We start from the raw sequence: 23,493 nt of genomic DNA, 5'->3' as shown, positions 1-23,493 counted from the left end.
CTAGCTGAAGCCTATTTGTCATTGCTTGGTTTTCACCGAGCCTTTGCCGGCAAGTTTATCTCAGCGCGTTGGTTTTATCGCGGATCATGGTTCTTAGCCAAGATAGAGCAGGGTCATTCTCACGATCGCGATGCCAAAACAGAGTGTAAGCCATAGGTGGAAACTCCATCGGTAACGGCAACACAGTCAAGTTGAGCTGCTTTGCCGCCAACTGAATAAAGTGGCTTGGCGCGGTAAAAATAAAATCGGTATAGCTACATAAACTAGCCGCACTGTTGAAGTCGGGCACGGTAATAGCGATATCTCGCTCGCGGCCCATGTCTGCGAGGCGATAATCGAGTAGCCAGCGATCGTTACCATCACAACGAACTTGTACGTGGCGCTGTTTGAGGTAGTTCTCAAGGTTCCATGGTTGGCTTAACGCGGGATGGTTATTGCGAATTAAGCACACTTGGTTATCGCGATAGATTTCCTGTTCACAGATGTCGCTTGGCGGCAGCATGGTGAGCTTGGCATCGTTAATGTCGATATCTTTACCAGTGATCCCAAGATCGATTTCGCCACGCTGCATGAGTGGAAAAGTTTGCTCATTCCACGGATGGGTACTGATGGTGACATTGGGCGCTTGTTTAAAAATATGCGGTAAAAAGTGCGGCAAGATTAGTGGGTAGACACTTTCGACGGCAGCGATTTGAAAGCGGTAATCGCTCGAGTCAGGTGTAAATTGCTCTGGTTGGGTGAGGATCTCCAATTGGTGGATCAGGTTATCGAGCTTAGGCTTTAAGAATAGCGCTTTGGGTGTGGCGGTTAAGCCATGGGAAGTACGGACGAAAAGCGGGTCATCAAACTGGGTTCGTAGCTTGGCTAAGTTCTTACTTACCGCAGATTGCGATAAGCATAGGCGACTGGCGGCACGCGTAACGTTGAGCTCCTCTAGTAACACCTTTAGGCAAACCAGCAAATTGAGGTCAATACGCGCAAGTTTTTCGATATTCATTGGTATTCCTAATTAGAATAACTGAGATGATTTAATGTCATTGGAAGTAATATCTAGCCTAACTTAGACTAGCGCCAATTTCATTATTTAATCGTTTAGTTGTTTCAATGCATACTTCATACACTCCGAAAAAATCGCAAATGGCGCTGTTAACTCTATTAGTGCTATTTAGCCCTTTAGCCATCGATATTTATCTACCTGCCTTACCATTGATGTCTGAAGCGTTTCATGTGGAACATGCATTAACTCAAGGGACGATCACTTGGTTTTTATTTGCTATGGGTATCGGTCAGCTATTTGCCGGTCCTTTGGCAGATAAACTTGGACGTCGAACTGTTGCATTAGGTGGTATTAGTATCTACGGTTTGAGTGCTCTATTGGCGTGGGGTGCTCAGAATATCGAGTGGATGCTAGTTGCTCGAATGCTACAAGGCTTAGGTGCGTGCGCGACATCGGTAGCAGCCTTTGCAACAGTTCGCGATCTATTTGGTCCAGAAAAGAGCGGGCGCATGATCAGCTACCTAAATGGTGCGATCTGTTTTATTCCAGCGTTAGCACCGATCCTCGGCAGCTGGCTAACCCAGCAGTTTGGTTGGCGTAGTAATTTTAGTTTTATGGCTTTGTATGCGTTGGTGGTGTTTGCACTGCTGTTCGTGAGCATGAAGGAGACCAACCCACAAGCAAGCCAAGAGCCGGTATTTCGCTTACGTCGTTACCTAGATATCCTGCAAACACCATCATTCTTATTCCACGCTAGTCTATGTATGTTAGCGATGGCAGTGATTCTTGCCTATGTGACGTCAGCGCCAGTTGTGCTGATGGGACAACTGGGTTTAGACATGAACCAGTTTACCTTCTGGTTTGGTATTAATGCCGCGCTGAATATCACTGCCAGTATGACGGCGCCAAAATGTATGGATCGATTAGGTACACGTGCGACCTTGTTAATTGGCTTGGCAATTCTGATGGTTGCAGGTGTGCTGATGCTGGCACTGGCGGATGTTGCGAGCCCAATTGCGTTTATGTTGCCTGTGTTTCTTTCATCGATTGGCTTTGCATGGATTCTAGGTGCAGCCGCAGGTAAAGCACTGGCGCCATTTGGCGATAAAGCGGGCACAGCTGCGGCGTTGTTAGGCTTGTTCCAAATGAGTGGTTCTGGCTTAGTGATTGGCATCGTGCAAATGACGGGTCTTGAACCTAAAGTGATGATTGCGATTCAAATGCTGATTGTGTTGCCTTGGTTTTGTATTCTGTTTACCAAACCGGCTCGTGCATGGCACCAAGTTGCTGCGCAATAATTTCTTCTGAGATTACCTGCCGACGACTATGCCTATGACTTCGTAGTAAAACGGTGTATATTTAGTCTTCAATTTTTTACGGGTGGATTTTAGCAAAACATGTCTTTAACGACGTACGAGATGGCTCGACTAATGGAGCAACTGGATAGTTCTCCAGAAAAAGTGATGTTTGGTAAATTACTTAACGAGTTGGGCAACCAAAGTGGTGAGCGTATTCAAAGTGCTGCGAAGCAAATACCGCTGCCAATGCTGAGAGATATCGTTTATCACTTTCAGCAAGTCATTGCGTCGCGCAAAGATGAGCAAGTTGACCTGTTAGCGAAACAAATCTCTGATCAAGGGATTTCAGTTGAAGAGTTAAAAGAGTATTTAGCCTCGCGCTAAATAAGCGTTTGAAAAGCTCACCAATGGCGAGCTTTTTTTATGGATTGACGTTGCGGTTAATCGGATTTTGTAGCGAGATCAGTGTTTCTGTTGATTGCACTTCATCGATCGCTTGCAGTTTATCGATCAACACGTATTGCAGTTCTTCAATCGAGCGACACATTAGCTTGACGAAGATATTGTAGGCGCCAGTGGTGTAGTAGGCTTCCACCACCTCTTCTAGCGCGTTTAACTTCTCAAGCGCTGAGTGATAATCACGTGCCGCATTGAGGTTGATGCCGATAAAGCAGCACACATCATAGCCAAGTTTTTTGGTATCGACGATCACCTCGGTGCCCTGAATGACTTCCGCCGCTTTCATCTTTTCAATTCGCACATGAATAGTGGCTGGGCTAACATTAAACGCCTTGGCCATTTCTGCGTAAGGTTTACGTGCATCGGCCATCAGCGATTTCAAGATCGCTTTATCTAGGTCGTCCAACTTATTTGCGTGAACTTGCATAAATTTTCCTATATTGCTCAGCTCTTTCGATATGTGTGAAGTACAAATTTACACCAACAATGTTACTATGAGTGCAGTAGAATTCCTAAATTTAAGAGCAACTTAAAGTGCGTTTTTGCCTCATATTTGTTACTTGTTTATTCAGTGCCTTTGCTGCAGCAAAAAGTAAAGATGTACTTATCGTTCACTCTTATCATCACGGTTTCTTTTGGACCGATCATTTTCAGCAAGGGTTAGATGAAGCATTGCAAGATGGCGACATTGAACCTCGCGTGCTGTATCTCGATACCAAGCGCTTACAAAGTGCGGAATATCTCGAGCAACTATATCGTCTTTATCAAACCAAGTTCAAACAAGAGACTTATGCTGCAGTTGTGGTGAGTGATAATAACGCACTCGACCTGATGCAAAAGCTTGCGCCGGAACTGGGTAATACACCAGTGATCTTTGGTGGCATCAACAACTACAACCCAGCAATGCATCGTGGGTTGCGAGCCACCGGAGTGACCGAAGAGATCGACATTGCTGCCAACCTTGCGCTTATCGAACGCCTGCAAAGTCAAGGTAAGAAAATCTATATTGTCACCGATAACTCGCACACTGGTGAAGTTGTGCGTGGTCAAGTGGACGCGTTTTTAGTCAACAACGCGGTATTGCAAAACAAGGTTGAGCAAGTTGTACCGCATTCGTTTCAAGATTTAATGGCATTTGTCCGCGGGTTAGATGCTCGTTCCAGTGTCATTCTGGCGGTGTTTTATCGTGATGAAATGGGCTGGGTAACCACCGCACGCGATTTACAGAAAGTGACTCGAGCATCAGGTGCGCCGATTTACATGGCGCATGATATGGGGCTGGGGTTAGGCGCTGTTGGCGGCATTATGCAAAATGGGCGAATGCACGGGCAGCAGGTAGGAGAGCAATTACTTAAAGTTCTCGAACAGCCCGACGCTGCGTTACCCGCAATCATTCAAGGCGCACAAGAGATCAAACTAGATTATCAGGCAGTATCGAATTGGAACCTTGGTGCGGAGGATGAACTTGCTTCGGTATTTATCAATCGACCAGAGTCGTTTGCCGATAAGTATCACTCGGAAATTCGTGTGGTTGGCGTACTGTTTTTGGCGTTAAGCATGGTGATTTTTGGTCTGATTTACTACCTCAGCCGGCTGAAAAAAAGTGAGCAATTGGCGCGTGATAATCAAACCATGATTGAGATGGTGTTTGATCAGAGTTACCACTTTATTGGCATTGTCGACCACACAGGTCAGTTGATTGCGACCAACAGCAAGCTGCAAAGTATTCTTTACCAAGATGATGCGCTAAGTGATCTACCGATTTGGCAATATCGCCATTGGCAAAAAGAAGCGGCAGCGCGAATTGAGCAATATTTTGCAGAGCTTGATAACAGCTCTGTGTGTCAGTTTGAGGCGGAGCTGTACCATCCTGAACAAGGAGCGATGGTACTGGAACTGTCGCTGCGTGTCTTGCCTAAACACGAATATCGTAAGCCACGAGTGATGTTAGAAGCGCGCGACATTACCTCGCGTAAACTGACCGAAGAGCGCTTATTTGAACGTGAAGCAACGCTTAGTTATTACTACAATCAGCAGCCAGTAATGATGCTGACCTTGGATGAGCAAAACCGAATCCAGCGCGTGAATAGTTTTGCGGAGCAGCTGTTGGGGTATCACGAAAAAGAGCTACTTGGGCATCGCTTAAAAGATTTCTATGTTGACCCAAAGGCAACCATTCCGCGCCAAGTATTGTTGCAGCCAAAGCAAGCCTTACAAGGTGTGTGGCGACGAGAGATTGAGTTTCGCCACCGTGACGGACATTCATTGTGGATCCGAGAAAATATCCGTCCATTGGCAGACAGCGGGCAAATCTTAATTGCTGGTGAAGATGTGACCGAGATGCGCCAGTTAGCCAAGCAACTTGCGTATCAAGCTCAGCATGACTTATTGACTGACACCTATAATCGTAACCACTTTGAAATCGAGCTAGATAAGGCGCTTAAAGAGGTGGAGAGCTACACCCGCACGCACGCGATGCTTTATCTCGATATGGACCAACTTAAGGTACTCAATGATACAGCTGGGCATGAAGCCGGTGATGCCGCGATTCAGTTTTGTGCCAGCATGCTGCAAGAAGTTTTGCCATACAATGCCACGCTCGCTCGGATGGGGGGGGATGAATTTGCGGTACTAGCCAAAGACTGCACAGAACGAGATGCAAAAAATATCGCCCATTCAATTATCGCGACCTTGAGCGAGAACCAGTTTATTTGGGATGAAATTAAGCTCAATTTAACCTGCTCAATCGGCATTCGCTTAATCGACCATACCGCTACCTCACCACAAATGGTACACGCGCAAGCGGACACGGCTTGTCATGCAGCCAAAGAAGAGGGGCGCAATCGCTACAACCTTTATTGCCCTGATGATGCAGAGCTGCGCCGCCGTGAAATGGAAATGAGCTGCGTGAACTTGGTACACAGTGCGTTAGCTGATAACCGTATTGAGCTCTTTGCGCAGCGTATCATGGGGTTAGATATTGACGATCAGCGTATGCACTTTGAAATCTTAGTGCGTATTCGAGATGCCAATGGTGAATACATCTCGCCGGGGATCTTTATGCCAGCATCGGAACGTTACAATATTGCCCATTTGCTGGATAAGCAGGTGGTGCGACAAACCTTAGCTTGGTTAGAGAGCCATCCTGAACAACTCGACAATCTCGCTCTGTGTGCGATTAACCTGTCGGGTCAGTCGATGGGTAATCAAGAGTTTATTGCCTTCTTGTTGGATGCGTTAAATCGCAGCCAAGTGCCGTGTAACAAAATCTGTTTAGAGATCACCGAAACGGCAGCGATGAGTAATATGAAACAGGCGATTGAATTGTTTACCCAACTCAAACAGTTAGGCTGTTTAATTGCCTTGGATGATTTTGGTTCGGGTCTTTCTTCATTTGGCTATTTGAAAAAACTGCCAGTTGATATTGTTAAGATTGATGGGCTGTTTGTTCGTGACATTGCCCACAATGAGATGGACCACCTAATGGTGCGTTCTATCAACGATCTCGCCAAGCAAATGGGCAAGAGAACCGTGGCTGAGTTTGTTGAAAACTCGCAGATCATCGACTTGCTGGTGGAGCTTGGGGTCGACTACGCTCAAGGTTATGTGATTGGAAAACCTAAGCCACTTGCCAGCCTGGTAGATGAATTAATGTTAGAAAGCCAAGCACTCGAACGTAGTAGCGTTGAGTAAAATTCGCTACACTTCGGCCTCTTTTTTCTGCGCTTTAATGGAGCACGCTTTTGCAACTACAACTTGTGTGTGAAGATCTAACACAAACCGAACGTCTCAATGAAATAGCTGCTCGTTGGGGGTTACAACATGATGAGCAGAGCGTGTTTGCTTTAGTGTTGACCGAGCAACGACTTGAACTGCGTAAGCTAGATGAGCCTAAACTGGGTGCGATTTATGTCGATTTGGTTTCCGGTGCGGTGGCACATCGTCGTAAATTTGGTGGCGGTAAAGGGCAGGCAATCGCAAAAGCAGCAGGTTTAAATAAAGGCGCTACACCAACCGTGCTTGATGGAACGGCGGGGCTAGGACGTGACGCATTTGTCCTTGCATCCCTTGGTTGTAAAGTGCAAATGGTCGAGCGTCATTCGGTTGTTGCTGCGCTACTCGATGATGGTCTAGCGCGAGCGAAGCAAGATGCAGAAATAGGTGAATGGGTTTCTGAGCGCATGTCACTGCTGCATGCTTCAAGCCACAGTGCATTGAGCGATCTGGCGAGTGATCCTGCGTTTGTTGCGCCAGATGTGGTTTACCTAGACCCAATGTATCCCCATCCAGAAAACAAAAAGAAAAGTGCTTTAGTGAAAAAAGAGATGCGCGTATTCCAATCGCTAGTCGGCGCGGATAATGACGCTGACGCGCTATTGCAGCCTGCACTAGCATTGGCAACCAAGCGTGTGGTGGTGAAGCGTCCGGACTATGCTGAGTGGCTGGATAATCACAAGCCAAGCATGGCAATTGAAACTAAGAAGAATCGCTTTGATGTCTATGTTAAGGCATCAATGAGCTAATTGTCACTTCTGTACCATCTCGATACACTTTGCGCTTGCGATAAAAGCGTACTACATGTATATCTTAGTAATAATAATTCTTATTCTTGCTGAGGTTGTTGTATGAGTAAGCGCTTGTGTAAATTGAATCGTCACGATATTGCTGAGCAGCTAAGTGATATTCAACGTATCGTTAGTGCGCCTAAATATTTGTGCAGCACTTGTGCACGAGCTTCGCAAGATAAAGATTTGCTGTGCAAACCGATGGCGCTGCAAGCGGTTAACCCGGAAGCCTCTCTAGCCATGCAGACGCAAAGTGGTTTACCTGCGCAGACAGAGATCCCACTGGGCGCTCAAGCCGAGCAAAGCGAAACCTTGTTGAGCAAATCCCAGCTGAAACAAGCGAAGAAACAAGCCAAACAGCAGAAGAAGTATTTCAAGAAGCTGAATAAGACGGTCAATAAGCAGCAAAAACTGCTGCGTAAACAGCGCAAGCTGGAAGCGCAGTTTAACAAGACCAATATGAGCCTCAATCAGCTTACGATTAGCAGTGTGCCGTCAGTGAATCCGCAAGCTATGCACTAACAAGCGATACACGAATAAATTCCGCTAATACTCAATCTAAACAAAATAGCCCGCTTATCACGGGCTATTGGCATTTATGGCAGGTAAGCTGTTAAGCAGAAGCGTAATCACGCGCGACGCGACGCTTTACCCAGGTCTCATTGACCCATAAAGACAGCATGATGATCGCACCGCCAATCCCTAAGCGCAGCAAGTCGACATCACGGTTCCAGATCACGATATTAACGATAAGTCCCGCAGGCACCAGCGCATTATTCATTACCGCCAGAGCACCCGCGTTAACCATGGTTGCCCCTTTATTCCAGGCAAAGTACCCAAGACCTGACGCAATCAAACCAAGATAAATCAGAATGCCCCATTGGGTGTTAGTGGTTGGTAGCTTATCTACATTCCCCATCAGGGCAAAGGCGATAGTAGCGACGACTAGAGCCCCGAGATAGAAGTAACCAAATACCGCGTGCTGTGGCAGTTCCACTTGTTCGGTTTCCATAATGTACTTGTAACCGACCTGACCGATGGCAAAGCAAAGGTTGGCGCCTTGTACCACCAAAAAGCCCAGTAGAAAGTTCTCATTAATGCCTGCAAACTTAATCACTGCCGCACCCGCAACCGCGATTGCTGCCGTGACTAAGTACCAAGGTGAGAAGCGCTTTTTAAGCAAATCGTATATTAGTGTGACGTAAATTGGCGTAAAGACGGTGAAAAGCAGTACTTCTGGTACAGAAAGGAGTAGGAAAGATTGGTAATAGAAGCAGTACATTAAGCCAAGCTGGAAGCCACCGACGACCATTAGCTTGCTGATCAGTGATTTGCTTACACCTTTAAATTTAATAAAGGGTAAAAACACCACGCTGGCTAATGCCACGCGCATAAATACTGAAAACCAAGAATCGACCTGACCGGCAAGGTAAACACCAATCAAGCTAAATGAAAATGCCCACAACAAGGTGACGGCTGATAGATAACCCATAATCTATACCCATGAACAATACCAGCCGTCAGTCTAAACGAGATTAATTCGCAGTGCGATCAATCCTTAAGTGGTACAACCAACAAATCGACCGGGGTACAATTTATTAGCTGACGAGTTGACGAAAGTAGTTTGCTCCAAAAATCTTGGTGGTGACCACACACCACTAAGTCGACTTTGTATTCGCCAATGTTTTCACACAACTCGTTACCCAGATCGCCGCTGCCTACCAAGGTATGCTTAATTGGGTAGCCCGCGTTGTCGGCGAGTTGTTGCAACTGTTGCTGCGATGCCTCGATAGCTTTGTGTTGCGTTTCTGCCATGTTGATATCGATTAGCCCGGTATACAACTCAGCATAATTAACATCAATATGAATAAAAGAGACGTCGGCGTTAAGCGGTTTTGCTAAAGAGACAGCTTTTTCCACTAAGTGTTTGCTGTCTTCAGACAGGTCGATTGCAACTAAAATATGTTGATAACTCATAATGCTATCTCCTCTAGGACTTTGAATTTAGGTTAGCATTGGTCGGCTAAGAATTATGCTAGAGCGATCTCATATCTCTTTAAGGATCGTGTTATAGTTTAGTTACTTGCAAGAATATTAGGAGTTGAACATGCTGTCACAGGCAATGGTTGATCAATTGAATGAACAAATTAACCTCGAATTTTTTTCATCCAATCTATACTTACAAATGAGTGCTTGGTGTGAAGATAAAGGATTCGATGGCGCGGCTGAATTTTTACGCGCTCACGCCGTAGAAGAGATGGAGCACATGCAGCGTTTGTTCACTTACGTGAGTGAAACCGGTGCAATGCCGATTCTAGGGGCGATAGAAGCGCCTCAGCACCAGTTTGAGAGCCTTGGTCACGTATTCCGTGAAACCTATGAGCATGAGCAAATGATTACTGAAAAAATCAACAAATTGGCTCATCTAGCGTTTACTTCACAAGACTACTCAACATTCAACTTCTTACAGTGGTACGTTGCTGAGCAGCACGAGGAAGAGAAGTTATTTAAAGGGATATTAGATAAGCTGGAGCTTGTTGGTGAAGATGGTAAAGCACTGTTCTTCATCGATAAAGATCTGGCAGCTTTAGCAAAAGAAGGTTCATCTTCTATCATGGATGCCCCGGCTGCTTAGTTAACAGCCAAAGACCCTCTAATCGGATCGTCTTTTCTTCGGGCATGTATAGAAGGTGTAGGGAGGAAAGATGATCAGTGCAGACACCATTCTATTCGTACTTATGTTGGTTACTCTAGTGAATCTAGCTAGGTATTTGACCGCGTTGCGTTCACTTATTTATGTGATGCGAGAAGCTCATCCTTTGCTTTATCAACAGGTCGATGGCGGTGGCTTCTTTACCACCCATGGCAATGTGAGCAAGCAATTCAAGCTCTACTCTTATCTCAAGACGAAAGAGTATCACCATCACCATGACCCGGTCTTTACTTCTAAGTGCGCTCGAGTCAGAGAACTCTTCATTCTGACGATGGCTTTGATCGGTGTTACGCTGCTGGCTGCCTTTATTCTCTGACCCCAGAAGTTCTGATTGATAGGCTAGCTAACAAGTTGTCGACTTGGGTTGATTAATTGGCAATCAGAAAAAGAATCGCTAGAATAGCGCCTCGATTAGCAAGGATGTGCAAAATTTGCACATCCTTTTTTATTGCGTTTAAAGTTGTTTGAGTAAGTCATCATGAGTGAGAAGTTTGACGTCGTCATTATCGGTGCTGGTGCCGCTGGATTAATGTGTGCTGCTGAGGCAGGCAAGCGTGGGCGCAAAGTATTGGTGCTTGATCATGCGAAAAAGCCAGGGCGTAAGATTCTTATTTCCGGTGGTGGTCGCTGCAACTTCACTAACTATGATGTCAGTGCGAACAACTACCTTTGCCGCAACCCCCACTTTGTTAAATCAGCTCTGTCGCAATACACCAACTGGGATTTCATCTCAATGGTGAGCAAATATGGGATTGAGTTTGAAGAGCGCGATCATGGTCAGTTGTTCTGTCTCGATTCAGCGAAGCAAATCGTCAGCATGCTGCTTGATGAGTGTCAGAATGCCAAAGTTCAGTTGCGCTACCAGCAAGATATTCATCAGATAGAGCAAACCGAGCAAGGCTTTAGTTTGCATACCAATACCAATCAGATTGAGTGTCAGTCATTGGTCGTGGCAACCGGAGGTTTGTCGATGCCAAAATTGGGCGCAACCCCATTTGGCTACAAGATTGCCGAGCAGTTTGGTTTGCCAGTGGTGCCAACTACCGCAGGCTTAGTGCCGTTTACTCTGCATAAGCAAGATAAAGAAGATTTCGAAATGCTGTCAGGTATCGCGATTCCGGCTGAAATTACCGCCCAAGATGGCACGGTATTTAAAGAGGCGCTGCTATTTACTCATCGCGGTTTATCAGGTCCTGCGGTGTTGCAAATCTCTTCCTTCTGGAAAGCAGGTCAGCAAGTGACTATCAACCTAGTGCCAGAAGCAGACGTAGATCAATTGCTTACCGCATCAAGAGAGAAGCACCCAAATCAGAGCCTGAAAAATACGCTGGCGAAAGTGCTGCCAAAGCGTTTGGTCGAAGTAATGATTGAGCGTAAAGAGCTGGAAGACAAACCGCTGAAACAATTTAATGAAAAGCAGCTTAAGCAGGTCACTGAATACTTAGAGAATTGGCAGATTGCCCCAAATGGCACAGAAGGCTACCGCACCGCAGAAGTGACTTTAGGTGGGGTTGATACCGATCATCTCTCTTCGAAAAGCATGGAGTGTAAGCAAGTGAAGGGCTTGTTCTTTATTGGGGAAGTGATGGATGTGACTGGCTGGTTGGGTGGTTATAACTTCCAATGGTGCTGGAGCTCTGGCTTTGTTGCTGGGCAGCACGCTTAATCGTTAAGTTATTTTCTTAAATCAAAGGGCGCCGAGGCGCCCTTTGTTGTTGGTTTTAAATGTGATTAGCGGTATTGATGTACGGCGTAACCACTAGAGAAAATCCATTGGTTGCCATTAGACCAGTAAACTTCAGGCTCTTGTACACATTGACCACCGGCATTGACGAAGCCAACCCCGTACCACTCACCGCCTTTAGTTAGGCTACACAAAGTGGCATTAGACTGTGGTGAAGCAATCACGGGTGCACCCACTTGGCTGCGGTCATGCAGTGACAGCCATTCAAACTGGTTAAGTTCTGAAACCATCTCACGTTCACCTTGGTTATCACGCACCGTAATGTCACTGCCGCCAGTACATTGGTAGTCACCGTTGCCGAATGATTCAACGTAACCATGCAACAGTTTTTCGTTGCCATTGATCGTCATTGGGAAGCGACACACATACTCAGATTTCTCGCCTAAGCGCATGGTTGCCAAGTAGCTGCGTTGATTTGCCGTAAGTTCCTCAGGATTAAATTGCTCGTTATGAGCCATCCAACCGCTCGGCATGTCGACATCAAAATCTTGGTAACCGTTTTCTTGTCCCACAATCACCGGACCGACTAACTCGTCTGCTGCCGGGTTACGTGGCGTCAGTACTGTATCGAGAATAGCTGTGCTGCCTTCTGCGCCAGAACATTCAATACTGATGCGCTCTGGATGACGTTCCGCTGGTAAATTGAGGTGGAACTTGTTGCTCTCACCGCTGCTGTAGCGTTTGCCATGCAGTGCAATTTTATCGACCGATCCATCTTGGTTTTCAACCACTAGCTGACACTGCTTCTGTGATTCCACTTGGTATTGGTCAATGCCACCTTGGTGAGTTGCGTAAGCCCAAAGCGCGCCATTGCTGTGTTTCATGCCATCAATTTGCTTACACTTGTTGTCCGCAAGGAAGCCCGCACCATCGTGACCGGTACCTGGCTTGTTGAGACTACACAACGTCATTTCACCTAGTTCAGGGGTTGGTGTGTAAGTAATATTGCCGACCAGTTCGCCTTTGCTTGCTAGCAGTTGGTATTGTAGCGATTCAGAGACCGGCACTTCTGTTTGACCATCAATATGCCAAACCATTTCGCTGGTTACACGGCACTGCTCACCCTCTTCATAGCCAATAAAGTTAGCTTGCGTACCGCCTTGGCTGGTGTAGCTAAACTGACACAGTGGCAACCACTGATTGTCCACTTTGATGGTTTGCCATTCGGTGTTGAGGCGATCTTCGGCAGTAATAGTATCGGCAGCGACCCAACCTTCACGTTGTACTGGGATGTTGCTTGGCTCTGGCAACTCAAACAGGTTGCCGTAGTTTGAGTAGATCAGTGGGTAGATCTGGCTTGGATTCGCTTCAGTTGGGTCGTAGATACCGAGTACGGTGATCACCGGTACGCCTTTCTCACTAACTGCGCGTTGATTGGTTGCAGATTCGACGTAACGTTGAGTCTCTTGATCCCACGCTGAGTAGCCCGTAGCGCTATTGGTATCGACGTTGCTCGCACCGTTAAACCAGTTTTGCGTTACGCGAGCGGCAATTGGGTGCTCTAAGGTGTAGTGACTGATCAAGCCAGTACGTGCACTTTCACCGCCACCCATTGCTTCGCGCATAAAGCGGAATTGATCAGCAAAGGGTTCAACGCTCTCGCCACTATTGGTATTGGTCACGGTTTGCGCTGCATCAGACCAGTGTAGGTTGCCGATAAAGCGGTTATAGCGCGCATCCCAACCCCAGCCAGATTCCATATCGTGGATTGAGGCGTTTTTCGGATGGTGACCACGACCGTAGTTGTGACCCAGCTCGTGAGACCATTCGTTACCACGGGTACCACTTAAGGTCACCATACCGCCGCCACCACTTAAACCATGGTGGATAACACTTGAGGTGATGTTGCCATCTTCATCTTCGGCGAGGTAGCGTCCGCGGTTGTTGTGCGCAGTAATATGGCTAAATGGACGAGCCCAGTGTGCGCTACCACCGGCGGTGTCAACGATGCCGAAGTTCGCATTATTGATGCCCATTGAAATCAGACGTTTACCAATGTATTCACGCATGTCACCAGCGTAAACCCCAGGGTTGTCGTATTCGCTGGCTCTAGTGTAAACCTTGCCATTGGGTAGCGTAACTTTGCGTAGGTGCAGCGGTGTGTAGTCTGCCATGACCAGTTTGGATACCGGAATTTTTTGGAAGTAGTCTGTCGCCAGTTCAGGCATACGGTCGATCATTTCGTACTGATCGCGCGGTTCGACCAACATACCGATATCGATGTTCTGAATCACCATTTCGGGCGCGCCAGCGAACACTAAATCATTTTGCGCTAGTACGCCTTCACGACCACGGTTGTCACTGAACTTAAGCGACAATCCCGGTTTCATCCAATCCCATTGCAGCGGTAGGCTCCAAGCGTATTTCGAGAAGACCACTTTGCTGCGACCGTTATCAGGTTGGTCTGTATCGGCTAGGGCACTCGGCGGTAGCAGCGCAAAGCGACCTTGGCTAATGCCATCCAGTTCAACCTCTACCCACATCTGTTGAATCAATGGTTGATTTGGTGTCACTAATAGCAGCGCTGCACGATCCATCACTAGGTTAGGGTGATTGAGTTCATCGTTGCCGTTTGGCATCACGCTGGTGTGGGTTTGGGTAAAGTTAATGTGCGCACGCAGTGAGCCTGAAAGGTGGTTTACTGCTGTGCGGCTATCGTTGTAGGCGAGACGCTCAGCTAAAGTCGTAAAGCTCAATTGTTGTTTAGCACAACCCAAATCATTACACGCTTCAATCTCAACTTCGTAGCGGGTGTTTGGCTCTAAATCACTGATATAGAGACCTGGCTCGTTGGTGCGGTAGCGGTAAACAATCGGTGAGCTGTTGGCTGGTCGTGCTGTAAGATCGATGACATAGTCATTGCCCGGGTGATGTTCATCCCAAGTTAGTTCAACGCCAATATCAGACAAAGAACCAATTTTGAATGACTCAAGGTTTGGTATTGCCAGCTCACCACAGTCAGACATAACGGTGCGCAGAATCATGTCGGATTCAGTGATGTAACTGCCGTCTTCGAGCTGTGAACCACGGCTTGCAGGGAGATATTCCACGTAGCAGCCGATGTCGTTAGCGTTCATTACGCCAAGTTCACGATGCATCAAGTAGAAACCACCATTGTAGGCGATGTATTCCCAGTTACTGTCGACAAAAGGAAAAGCGGTCGAGTATTCACCGCCAGCATCGTTGAGTGGGAACTTCGGGAAGTTCTCATGGTTTACCCAATACTGCTTGCCTTGGTATTGTAAGAAGCGGCGACCATCTTGGTGAACGACAATGTTGCTGTCATCCGTTGCCAGTTGCTGCATCGCAAACAGCTGTTGTTGCACTTGGGCACTCAGTTGCGACAGGTTAAGTGTCTCTGCCGCTATGTGTGAGCTGGCAAGAACACCGCCGATCAAAAGTGAGAGTTGCGAAAGTCTCATGCATTATTCCTTATTATTATTGATAAATGCGTTGAATAGATTCGCGGGGATTATGATTGGGATGTTAACCAGCGGCTCAAAATGATGATAAATGCTAGATCTTAATGCCAAAACAAAACTTGAAACTTGGACTCTGCTGCCAATTTGACCGCTAAGTTGTTGGTTTGATGTGTAATTTATCTTGATTGATATAGCAGTCGGTAGGAAAAAAGCCACCCGAAGGTGGCTTTTAGAAGGTCGCTTTTATTCTGCGCTGGTGGCTAATTTAGCTTTAAATTTCAGCTGCTGAATCACGAGGCCAGCAATAATCAGCACCAAACCAATTAAGGTGGTTGGGTGGATGCTCTCGCCAATCACGGTCGCGAGTAGGATCAGCGAGATAAACGGTGAGGCAAAAATCAGGTTGCTAATACGCGCGGTGTTTTGCGTCAGTTTTAATGCGCTTAGCCACAATACAAAAGTGATGCCCATTTCAAATAGACCCACGTAGGTCACAGCTAACCAGCCCGAAGGGGTGATTTGGCTCCAGTTGGCACCCTCCCAAATACTCAGACCAATCGCAAACGGGATAGCGACTAAAAAGCCGAGCAATACACCCACCACAGGATCGGCTTTATTTTTGGTATTTAGAATCCAGTAGCCAGCCCAAAGCAGGGTTGAAAGCAGCGCTAATCCCACTCCAAGTGGGCTTTCAAAATTGAGCCCGAGAATGTCGCCTTTAGTGGCAATCACCACCACACCAAAATAGCTCAGCACACATGCGATCCAATCTTGCTTGCGGATCTGCTGACCAAGAAAGACGGCTGCCATTAAGGTCAAAGTGATCGCCCAGCTGTAGTTGATCGCTTGTGCTTGCGATGCTGGGAGCAAATCATAAGCCTTAAATAAAATGATGTAGTAAGCCAATGGGTTGATTAAACCCAGTAGTAAGTAGTACCAAGGATTGGAGAGGAAAACGGCAGAGAGGGAAGCAAGCTTTCCTTGTACGCCACAAATAACAATCAAAACCAGAGCAGAAACAATGCTGGCGATTGTCAGCATTTGGATAGGAGTAAATTCAGCCAGAGTTAGCTTAAATGCGGTGGCTACTGTCGACCAGAGCAAAACTGCAGACAAACCAAACCCCAACGCGCGGCGCTCGTTCATAGTGTTCCTTCATATAGCAAGCAAAAACGCACCTAGCGAACCATTCGCACAGTGTACGGGGAGCTAAGTGTATCTGTTGATTATCTAACCGACAAACTGGACATTTATCCAGTGGTGAAATACCATTATTTGCAAGCAATAGAAAAGAGTTAACGCCTTATTATGCAATGGATTATCGAGAACCAAAGCGTGTTATTTAGTGCCCTTGGTGGCGCCGCAATCAGCGGAGTGGCAGTCGGTTGGTGGGTAAAGCAAAAATTAAGCTTAGAAAGCCAACTGCTCGAACAGCAATTAGAATCCAATCAGCAATTGGCAGACTCACAGATCAGTCAGTTAAAACAGTCGCTTAGTGAAGCGCAACAAGAGCTTGATGAGCTGGATGAAGATCGCGATAAAGCCGCATACGAACTCAAACAGTCGCACGGCAAATTGATGGCGGTGATGGAAAAGCTACGCTATTTCGAGGCGGTAAAGCAGGAGCGTCAGCAATATGCCGATGATCTGACTCAAGTGCGTGAGCAAAAATCACAACTGGAAGCGCAATTGCGTGAACAAGAAGCGCGTCATCAACAAGCGCAATTGGCTAGCCAAGAGAAACTGCAACTGTTGGAAAAAGCTGAAGAGCGTCTAAAGCAACAATTTGAGCATTTAGCCAATCAGCTGTTTGAAACTAAAACTGCCAAAGTTGATCAGCAAAATCGACAAAGCTTGGAAGGTTTACTTGGTCCACTCAAAGAGCAGTTGGAAGGGTTTAAACGCCAAGTGAATGACAGCTTTAACCTGGAAGCCAAAGAGCGTCATACCTTAGTGCATGAGCTAAAAAACCTGCAACGCTTAAACGAGCAGATGACTCGCGAAGCAGTCAATCTGACTCAAGCACTGAAAGGTGACAATAAACAGCAAGGCAACTGGGGTGAGGTGGTGCTAGCGCGCGTGTTGGCTGAGTCGGGTTTGCGTGAAGGGCACGAGTATCAAACTCAGGTTAGCTTGCAAAATGAAGCTGGTAAACGTTATCAGCCAGATGTGATCGTACATTTACCGCAAGATAAACAAGTGGTGATTGACTCGAAAATGGTGCTGGTGGCGTATGAGCGTTACTTTAATGCACAAAGCGATCACGATCGTGAGCGTGCACTAAGTGACCACTTACTTGCGCTGCGTAATCACATTAAAGGGCTGAGCCAGAAGGATTATCATCAACTTAAAGGCATCCGCAGTCTTGATTATGTGTTGATGTTTATTCCGGTTGAGCCGGCGTTCCAAGTGGCGATTCAAGCGGATCCGAGTTTGGTTAAAGATGCCATGGAGCACAATATTATCTTAGTCAGCCCGACCACTTTGCTGGTGGCGCTAAGAACAATTGATAACTTGTGGCGCAATGACAGGCAGAATCAGAACGCGCAGATTATCGCTGAGCGTGCGAGTAAGCTGTACGACAAGCTGCGTTTGTTTGTTGAAGATATGGAAGGCTTGGGCGGTGCGCTAGACAAAGCAAACCAGAGTTACCAAGGTGCGATGAATAAGTTAGCCACTGGTCGAGGTAACGTGATTCGCCAAGCGGAAAGCTTTAAACAGCTAGGGGTGGAAGTGAAACGCCCAATCTCGCCAAGTATTGCAGAACTCGCGCATGGACAAGATGTGTCAGAAAATGAATATTTGGCGGAAAATCCACCGCAGTTAGAAAGACATCCGGCTGAGGATAAAGTAAACTAATCGACCGCAGCTCAGACCTATGACGTATGAAGAGTTTTATTGAGCTGCTCGAAGAGGAATCACAATGACGGATACAAGCGTGCAGTCAAATACAGCATTAGAAACAGCAGAAACCACCCACTTTGGTTTCACTACCGTAGCTAAAGAAGAGAAAGTCGCTAAAGTGGCTCAAGTATTCCACTCGGTAGCAGCAAAGTACGACATTATGAACGACTTAATGTCTGGTGGTGTGCATCGTTTGTGGAAGCGCTTCACGATTGATTGCAGTGGCGCTCGTCCGGGTCAACGTGTACTTGACCTTGGTGGTGGTACTGGTGACTTAACCGCTAAATTCTCACGCATTGTTGGTGACAAAGGTCATGTCGTGTTGGCTGACATTAACAACTCAATGCTTAATGTGGGTCGTGATAAGCTGCGTGATATCGGCGTAGTGGGTAATGTGCATTATGTACAAGCGAACGCAGAAGAATTGCCATTCCCTGATGATTACTTTGATGTGATCACCATTAGCTTCTGCCTGCGTAACGTGACGGACAAAGATAAAGCACTACGCTCTATGTTCCGTGTGCTTAAGCCTGGTGGTCGTCTGTTGGTACTTGAGTTTTCTAAGCCAATTATTGACCCTCTATCTAAAGTGTACGATGCGTACTCATTCCACTTACTGCCTAAAATGGGCGAGCTAGTGGCAAATGATGCAGAAAGCTACCGTTACCTTGCAGAATCGATTCGCATGCACCCTGATCAAGAAACCTTGAAAGGCATGATGGATGACGCTGGCTTTGAGCAAACCAGTTACTACAACCTAACTGGCGGTATTGTTGCATTGCACCGCGGTTACAAGTTCTAAAAGGGTTGTTATGCCATTCGAACCATTAGTGACCGCCGTTATTGAAACGACGCTCAACACCCTAATTAAAGATGACCCAGACTTGGGTCGTCGTCTTGCTCGCCTAAAAGGGCAAGTGATTCAAGTTCATCTTAAAGAGCTCAACAAGACGCTGACATTTGTCTTTAGCCAACAAATTGATGTGTTGGCTCACTATGAAGGACAGCCTGATTGTTACTTATCGCTCAATTTATCGGTATTACCAGAGCTGCGTGAGCAAGCTAATATCACCAAACTGATCAAGCAAGATAAGCTGATTTTAGAAGGTGATATTCAACTGGCGCAGAAGTTCTCGCAGTTGATGACCGATTGCAAACCCGATATCGAAGAGTGGTTATCGCGCGTGACCGGCGATGTGGTCGCGCATACCTTAGTCAAAGGTGCGACTCAAGTCGGTCAGTTTGTTAAAGCGCAAGCGAGTAAGCATCAAAACCACCTTGGTCAGGTGATCACTGAAGAGTGGAAGCTCACGCCAGCACCACTTGAAGTGGCGTATTTCTGTGACCAAGTGGATGATGTCAAAAGCCAAGCAGCACGTTTGGAAGCGAAACTGAATCAACTGTTGGAGCGAGTATGACGCCGTCTGAACTTCGTCGCCTATACCGCATCATCAAAGTCCAACTCGAATACGGGTTGGATGAATTACTGCCCAATCATCAGCTGACCAAAGCGCCATTATTGGCTCGTAAAGGGTTGTTTTGGCTTAAGAACCAACACACAGACAAAGAGCTGGGTGATCGTCTACGCCTTGCGCTGCAAGAGCTGGGTCCGGTATGGATTAAGTTTGGTCAGATGATGTCGACTCGACGTGATCTGTTTCCACCGCACATTGCCGATCCACTCGCGCTGTTGCAAGACCAAGTGTCGCCGTTTGATGGTGAACTGGCTAAGCAGCAGATGGAGCAGGCACTTGGTGGTCCGCTGGAAAACTGGTTTACCGACTTCGATATCAAGCCGCTGGCGTCTGCCTCGATTGCTCAAGTGCATACCGCTCGTCTAAAAGAGAGTGGCGAAGAAGTCGTTTTAAAGGTGATCCGACCGGATATTCGCCCTGTGATTGATGCAGATCTAAAACTGATGTATCGCATGGCGCGTATAGTCGCGAGGGCGCTGCCTGAAGCACGTCGTTTAAAACCGGTAGAGGTGGTTCGCGAGTATGAGAAGACTCTGCTTGATGAACTAGACTTAAGAAGAGAGGCGGCAAACGCGATTCAGTTGCGCCGCAACTTTGAAGGCAGTGAAGAGCTGTACGTTCCCGAAGTATTCCCTGATTTTAGCAGCGAATCTTTGATGGTATCGGAACGCATCTACGGTATTCAGGTTTCTGACGTCGCTGGCTTAGAAGCCAATGGCACCAATATGAAGTTATTGGCTGAGCGTGGTGTGAGCGTATTCTTTACCCAAGTATTCCGAGACAGCTTTTTCCATGCAGACATGCATCCAGGCAACGTATTCGTTAAACCTGAGCATCCAGAAAATCCGATGTGGATTGGTTTGGATTGTGGCATTGTCGGCACGTTAAATAGTGATGACAAACGCTACTTAGCAGAAAACTTTTTAGCCTTCTTTAATCGTGATTATCGTCGTGTGGCGGAATTGCATGTCGAATCAGGTTGGGTTCCACGTGAAACCAATATCGACGAGTTTGAATTTGCGATTCGCATTGTGTGTGAGCCCATTTTTGCTAAACCACTGTGTGAAATCTCATTTGGTCATGTGTTGTTGAATCTATTTAACACCGCGCGCCGATTTGAGATGGAAGTGCAGCCGCAATTGGTGTTACTGCAAAAAACGTTGCTCTATGTAGAAGGCTTAGGTCGTCAGCTTTACCCACAACTTGATTTGTGGGCGACAGCCAAACCTTTCTTAGAAACGTGGATGATGAATCAAGTCGGTCCACAAGCGGTGATCAATGCGGTGAAAGATCGCGCGCCGTTTTGGGCAGAAAAATTACCCGAGCTGCCAGAGCTGCTTTATGACAGCCTCAGACAAGGCAAAGCGCTGAATCAGCGTATGGATCAGCTTTATCAAGGCTACCGCGATTCGAAGCGCCAGCAGGCGACCGGTAAATTTTTATTTGGTGTTGGTGCCACATTAGTCGTATGCTCGGCAATATTGGTTAACAGCACTTACGAACAACTATCGACAGCTAGCGCTATCGCAGGTGTCACATTTTGGTTGTTCAGTTGGCGAGCTTATCGCCGATAGGCGTTAGACTTTAACGATAATTTTTGTTTAATAGAACCCGAGGTAAAAAGAATGGGTGGTATTAGTATTTGGCAACTTCTTATTATTGCTGTGATTGTAATCTTGCTGTTTGGTACAAAGAAACTACGTAACATCGGTGGTGACTTGGGTAGCGCAGTAAAAGGCTTCAAGAAAGCAATGAGTGACGAGGAAGCTCAGCAAGAGAAGAAAGACGCTGACTTCGAACCTAAAAATCTAGAGCAGCAGAAGACTGAAGCGACTGCTGAAACTAAGAAAGACAAAGAGCAGGCATAACACGTGTTTGATATCGGTTTTTGGGAACTGGTATTAATATCTGTCGTCGCGCTCGTAGTTTTAGGTCCTGAACGTTTGCCACACGCAATTCGTAGTGTGTCGCGCTTTATCTCATCTGCGAAAAGTATGGCAAACAACGTGAAAGATGAAATCAATCACGAGCTCAAGATCCAAGAACTGCAAGAGAACCTTCGCAAAGCTGAACAGATGGGGATGGATGATCTGTCTCCGGAATTGAAGTCTTCGGTGGATGAACTCAAAAAAGCGGCGCAAGAGGTGCAGCGTCCCTATGCCCCAAAGGCTACAGAGACCAGTAAAGTAGAGGCAGAAACTAAGCCACTATCGACTGAAAGCACTGCCTCTGCAGATAAGAAAGCCGAGTAGTCTCATCGTGAGGAGCTGCAATCTAACTGTAGCTCCTTTTTGATCTTTTTGAATGAGGTTTGATATGTCCTCTGTCGAGCAGACACAACCTTTAATCAGCCATCTACTTGAGTTAAGAAACCGCTTATTGCGTGCAATCTTGGCTGTGCTGGTGGTTTTTGTTGGCTTAATTTACTTCTCAAATGACATCTATGAGTTTGTATCTAAGCCGTTGGTTGATAAGTTGCCTGAAGGGGCGACCATGATTGCAACTGATGTTGCATCGCCATTCTTTACCCCACTTAAATTGACCTTAATCGCTTCGGTCTTTGTTGCGGTGCCATTTATCCTTTATCAGGTTTGGGCATTTGTCGCGCCAGGATTGTACAAGCATGAGCGTCGTTTAATTATGCCGCTGATGTTCTCAAGCTCACTCTTGTTCTATGCAGGTGTGGCGTTTGCGTACTTTGTGGTATTCCCACTGGTGTTTGGCTTCTTTACTGCCATTTCGCTTGGTGGCGTAGAGTTTGCCACCGATATTTCGAGTTACCTCGACTTTGTCTTGGCGCTATTCTTAGCCTTCGGTATTGCGTTTGAAGTTCCGGTGGCGATTATTTTGCTTTGCTGGACGGGTGCGACTGACCCAGACAGCCTGCGTGAAAAGCGCCCTTATATCATCGTTATTGCGTTTATCGTTGGTATGCTACTGACGCCGCCAGATATGATTTCGCAAACCTTACTCGCCATCCCGATGTGTTTGCTGTTTGAGGTGGGTCTGTTCTTTGCGCGATTCTATGTGCGCAAAGATGAAGGCGAAGAAGAACAAACAGAAGAATAGAAAAAAGGTTGGCTAAGCCAACCTTTTTTATTGCCTGCGATAAGCGCTTTCTCATCGAAATAACTTACAGTCGAAATAGCGTTTTGGCATTTTGGGTCGTAATGCTATCGACTTGCGCTAAGGTCAATTCGCGTAAATCGGCAACACGTTGCGCGACTAGCTCGGTATAAGCTGGCTCATTGCGTTTACCGCGATGAGGCACTGGCGCGAGATAGGGGCAGTCGGTTTCAAGAATCACATAGTTCATATCAAGGTGCGGGATAACTTTATCCATACCGCCATTTTTAAATGTCGATACGCCACCTAAGCCTAAATGAAAGCCAAGTTGATTGATCGCTTTGGCTTCTTCAACTGTGCCACCAAAGCAGTGGAACACGCCGCTCAGTGAACCGTCTTGTTCTTTTTCCAGTAGTGCTAAGGTTTCTTCAATCGAATCACGGGTGTGGATCACCACTGGCAATTGCATCTCTTTCGCCCAATTTAATTGAGTGACAAACGCATGCTCTTGCTCGGTCTTATAGGTTTTGTCCCAGTAGAGATCGATACCAATTTCACCCACGGCAATAAAGGGGTGTTTGCTAAACCAGCTGTGAATAGTGGCGAGAGTTTGCTCGACATTGCCATCGACATAGCATGGATGTAAGCCCATCATTGAGCGGCAAATTTGTGGGTATGCGGCTTCGGTTGCCAACATCGGCTCGATAGAGTCAAGGTCAATATTCGGTAGCAAAATCTTACTAATGCCTTGAGCTAGCGCGCGCTCAACCACTTGATCGCGATCGTTATCAAATTCGCTCGCGTAAATATGCGCATGGGTATCGATCATGGTAGTACTCGTCTATAACTG

At 46.7% G+C, this 23,493-nt stretch carries 22 protein-coding genes; 15 read left to right on the top strand and 7 right to left on the bottom strand.

Annotation, left to right across the window (positions count from 1 at the left end; translation table 11 throughout):
- Window positions 1-55: 55 nt before the first annotated feature.
- Window positions 56-997, bottom strand: a complete 942-nt coding sequence (locus DPF93_RS18435; RefSeq protein WP_114767527.1) for a LysR family transcriptional regulator — start codon at window positions 995-997, stop codon at window positions 56-58.
- Window positions 998-1,104: 107 nt separating this feature from the next.
- Here DPF93_RS18435 and DPF93_RS18430 point away from each other — a divergent pair, with 107 nt between their 5' ends.
- Together DPF93_RS18430 and tsrA are read left to right on the top strand one after the other, a co-directional pair.
- Window positions 1,105-2,295: a multidrug effflux MFS transporter gene (locus tag DPF93_RS18430; RefSeq protein ID WP_114767526.1), complete on the top strand. Its 1,191-nt coding sequence runs from the start codon at window positions 1,105-1,107 to the stop codon at window positions 2,293-2,295.
- Window positions 2,296-2,394: 99 nt separating this feature from the next.
- Entirely contained in the window at window positions 2,395-2,679 is a 285-nt protein-coding gene (tsrA, locus tag DPF93_RS18425; protein WP_114767525.1) for an H-NS-like global regulator TsrA, read from the top strand.
- Between the two features lie 37 nt (window positions 2,680-2,716).
- Here the strand turns inward: tsrA and asnC are convergent, their stop codons facing one another.
- On the bottom strand, window positions 2,717-3,181 hold the full coding sequence (gene asnC, locus DPF93_RS18420; RefSeq protein WP_114767524.1) for a transcriptional regulator AsnC: 465 nt from the start codon (window positions 3,179-3,181) through the stop codon (window positions 2,717-2,719).
- Between the two features lie 107 nt (window positions 3,182-3,288).
- On the opposite strand from asnC, the gene DPF93_RS18415 reads away from it, so the two are divergent.
- The 3 genes from DPF93_RS18415 to DPF93_RS18405 all read left to right on the top strand — a co-directional run bounded on the left by DPF93_RS18415 (window position 3,289) and on the right by DPF93_RS18405 (window position 7,841).
- Window positions 3,289-6,447, top strand: a complete 3,159-nt coding sequence (locus DPF93_RS18415) for an EAL domain-containing protein (RefSeq protein ID WP_114767523.1) — start codon at window positions 3,289-3,291, stop codon at window positions 6,445-6,447.
- A gap of 50 nt (window positions 6,448-6,497) precedes the next feature.
- Window positions 6,498-7,277 carry a class I SAM-dependent methyltransferase gene (locus DPF93_RS18410; protein WP_114767522.1) on the top strand — a complete coding sequence of 260 codons (780 nt, stop codon included), beginning with the start codon at window positions 6,498-6,500 and terminating at the stop codon, window positions 7,275-7,277.
- A 102-nt stretch (window positions 7,278-7,379) separates the two neighbouring features.
- Window positions 7,380-7,841, top strand: coding sequence for a hypothetical protein (locus DPF93_RS18405; protein ID WP_114767521.1), 462 nt, complete (start codon window positions 7,380-7,382; stop codon window positions 7,839-7,841).
- A 91-nt stretch (window positions 7,842-7,932) separates the two neighbouring features.
- Here the strand turns inward: DPF93_RS18405 and DPF93_RS18400 are convergent, their stop codons facing one another.
- Both DPF93_RS18400 and uspA read right to left on the bottom strand, forming a co-directional pair.
- Window positions 7,933-8,811, bottom strand: a complete 879-nt coding sequence (locus DPF93_RS18400) for a carboxylate/amino acid/amine transporter (protein ID WP_114767520.1) — start codon at window positions 8,809-8,811, stop codon at window positions 7,933-7,935.
- Window positions 8,812-8,870: 59 nt separating this feature from the next.
- Window positions 8,871-9,296 (bottom strand): universal stress protein UspA, encoded by a 426-nt coding sequence (gene uspA, locus DPF93_RS18395; RefSeq protein ID WP_114767519.1) that lies wholly within the window; start codon window positions 9,294-9,296, stop codon window positions 8,871-8,873.
- 130 nt (window positions 9,297-9,426) lie between these two features.
- On the opposite strand from uspA, the gene ftnA reads away from it, so the two are divergent.
- The 3 genes from ftnA to DPF93_RS18380 all read left to right on the top strand — a co-directional run bounded on the left by ftnA (window position 9,427) and on the right by DPF93_RS18380 (window position 11,698).
- The gene (ftnA, locus tag DPF93_RS18390; RefSeq protein WP_114767518.1) at window positions 9,427-9,954 is read left to right on the top strand and encodes a non-heme ferritin; all 528 of its coding nucleotides are present in this window, start codon (window positions 9,427-9,429) and stop codon (window positions 9,952-9,954) included.
- A gap of 70 nt (window positions 9,955-10,024) precedes the next feature.
- On the top strand, window positions 10,025-10,348 hold the full coding sequence (gene uspB, locus DPF93_RS18385; protein WP_075647704.1) for a universal stress protein UspB: 324 nt from the start codon (window positions 10,025-10,027) through the stop codon (window positions 10,346-10,348).
- 162 nt (window positions 10,349-10,510) lie between these two features.
- Complete coding sequence (locus DPF93_RS18380) at window positions 10,511-11,698, top strand: BaiN/RdsA family NAD(P)/FAD-dependent oxidoreductase (RefSeq protein ID WP_114767517.1); 1,188 nt, start codon at window positions 10,511-10,513, stop codon at window positions 11,696-11,698.
- A 65-nt stretch (window positions 11,699-11,763) separates the two neighbouring features.
- Here the strand turns inward: DPF93_RS18380 and DPF93_RS18375 are convergent, their stop codons facing one another.
- Together DPF93_RS18375 and DPF93_RS18370 are read right to left on the bottom strand one after the other, a co-directional pair.
- Complete coding sequence (locus DPF93_RS18375; protein ID WP_114767516.1) at window positions 11,764-15,198, bottom strand: M66 family metalloprotease; 3,435 nt, start codon at window positions 15,196-15,198, stop codon at window positions 11,764-11,766.
- A gap of 243 nt (window positions 15,199-15,441) precedes the next feature.
- Window positions 15,442-16,344: a DMT family transporter gene (locus DPF93_RS18370; protein WP_075647707.1), complete on the bottom strand. Its 903-nt coding sequence runs from the start codon at window positions 16,342-16,344 to the stop codon at window positions 15,442-15,444.
- Between the two features lie 162 nt (window positions 16,345-16,506).
- Here DPF93_RS18370 and rmuC point away from each other — a divergent pair, with 162 nt between their 5' ends.
- The 7 genes from rmuC (at window position 16,507) to tatC (ending at window position 22,646) form a co-directional block, all read left to right on the top strand.
- Window positions 16,507-18,057, top strand: a complete 1,551-nt coding sequence (gene rmuC, locus DPF93_RS18365) for a DNA recombination protein RmuC (protein WP_114767515.1) — start codon at window positions 16,507-16,509, stop codon at window positions 18,055-18,057.
- 64 nt (window positions 18,058-18,121) lie between these two features.
- A complete protein-coding gene (gene ubiE / locus DPF93_RS18360) occupies window positions 18,122-18,904 on the top strand; it encodes a bifunctional demethylmenaquinone methyltransferase/2-methoxy-6-polyprenyl-1,4-benzoquinol methylase UbiE (RefSeq protein WP_075647709.1) in 783 nt (260 codons plus the stop codon).
- 10 nt (window positions 18,905-18,914) lie between these two features.
- Window positions 18,915-19,520 carry a ubiquinone biosynthesis accessory factor UbiJ gene (locus DPF93_RS18355; protein WP_114767514.1) on the top strand — a complete coding sequence of 202 codons (606 nt, stop codon included), beginning with the start codon at window positions 18,915-18,917 and terminating at the stop codon, window positions 19,518-19,520.
- Window positions 19,517-21,151 (top strand): ubiquinone biosynthesis regulatory protein kinase UbiB, encoded by a 1,635-nt coding sequence (gene ubiB, locus DPF93_RS18350; protein ID WP_114767513.1) that lies wholly within the window; start codon window positions 19,517-19,519, stop codon window positions 21,149-21,151. The genes DPF93_RS18355 and ubiB overlap by 4 nt, the downstream gene beginning before the upstream one ends.
- Window positions 21,152-21,202: 51 nt before the next feature.
- The gene (tatA, locus tag DPF93_RS18345) at window positions 21,203-21,445 is read left to right on the top strand and encodes a Sec-independent protein translocase subunit TatA (RefSeq protein ID WP_075647712.1); all 243 of its coding nucleotides are present in this window, start codon (window positions 21,203-21,205) and stop codon (window positions 21,443-21,445) included.
- Between the two features lie 3 nt (window positions 21,446-21,448).
- Window positions 21,449-21,829, top strand: a complete 381-nt coding sequence (gene tatB / locus DPF93_RS18340; RefSeq protein ID WP_114767512.1) for a Sec-independent protein translocase protein TatB — start codon at window positions 21,449-21,451, stop codon at window positions 21,827-21,829.
- 64 nt (window positions 21,830-21,893) lie between these two features.
- The gene (tatC, locus tag DPF93_RS18335; protein ID WP_114767511.1) at window positions 21,894-22,646 is read left to right on the top strand and encodes a twin-arginine translocase subunit TatC; all 753 of its coding nucleotides are present in this window, start codon (window positions 21,894-21,896) and stop codon (window positions 22,644-22,646) included.
- 64 nt (window positions 22,647-22,710) lie between these two features.
- Here tatC and DPF93_RS18330 read toward each other — a convergent pair whose 3' ends face one another.
- Window positions 22,711-23,472, bottom strand: a complete 762-nt coding sequence (locus DPF93_RS18330; protein WP_114767510.1) for a TatD family hydrolase — start codon at window positions 23,470-23,472, stop codon at window positions 22,711-22,713.
- Window positions 23,473-23,493 lie beyond the last annotated feature (21 nt).

Origin of the sequence: Vibrio rhodolitus (genome assembly GCF_003350325.1) — a bacterium.
Classification (GTDB): domain Bacteria; phylum Pseudomonadota; class Gammaproteobacteria; order Enterobacterales; family Vibrionaceae; genus Vibrio; species Vibrio rhodolitus.
The sequence above is the reverse complement of the archived record's forward strand: the minus strand, read 5'-3'. Positions and strand labels throughout refer to the sequence as shown.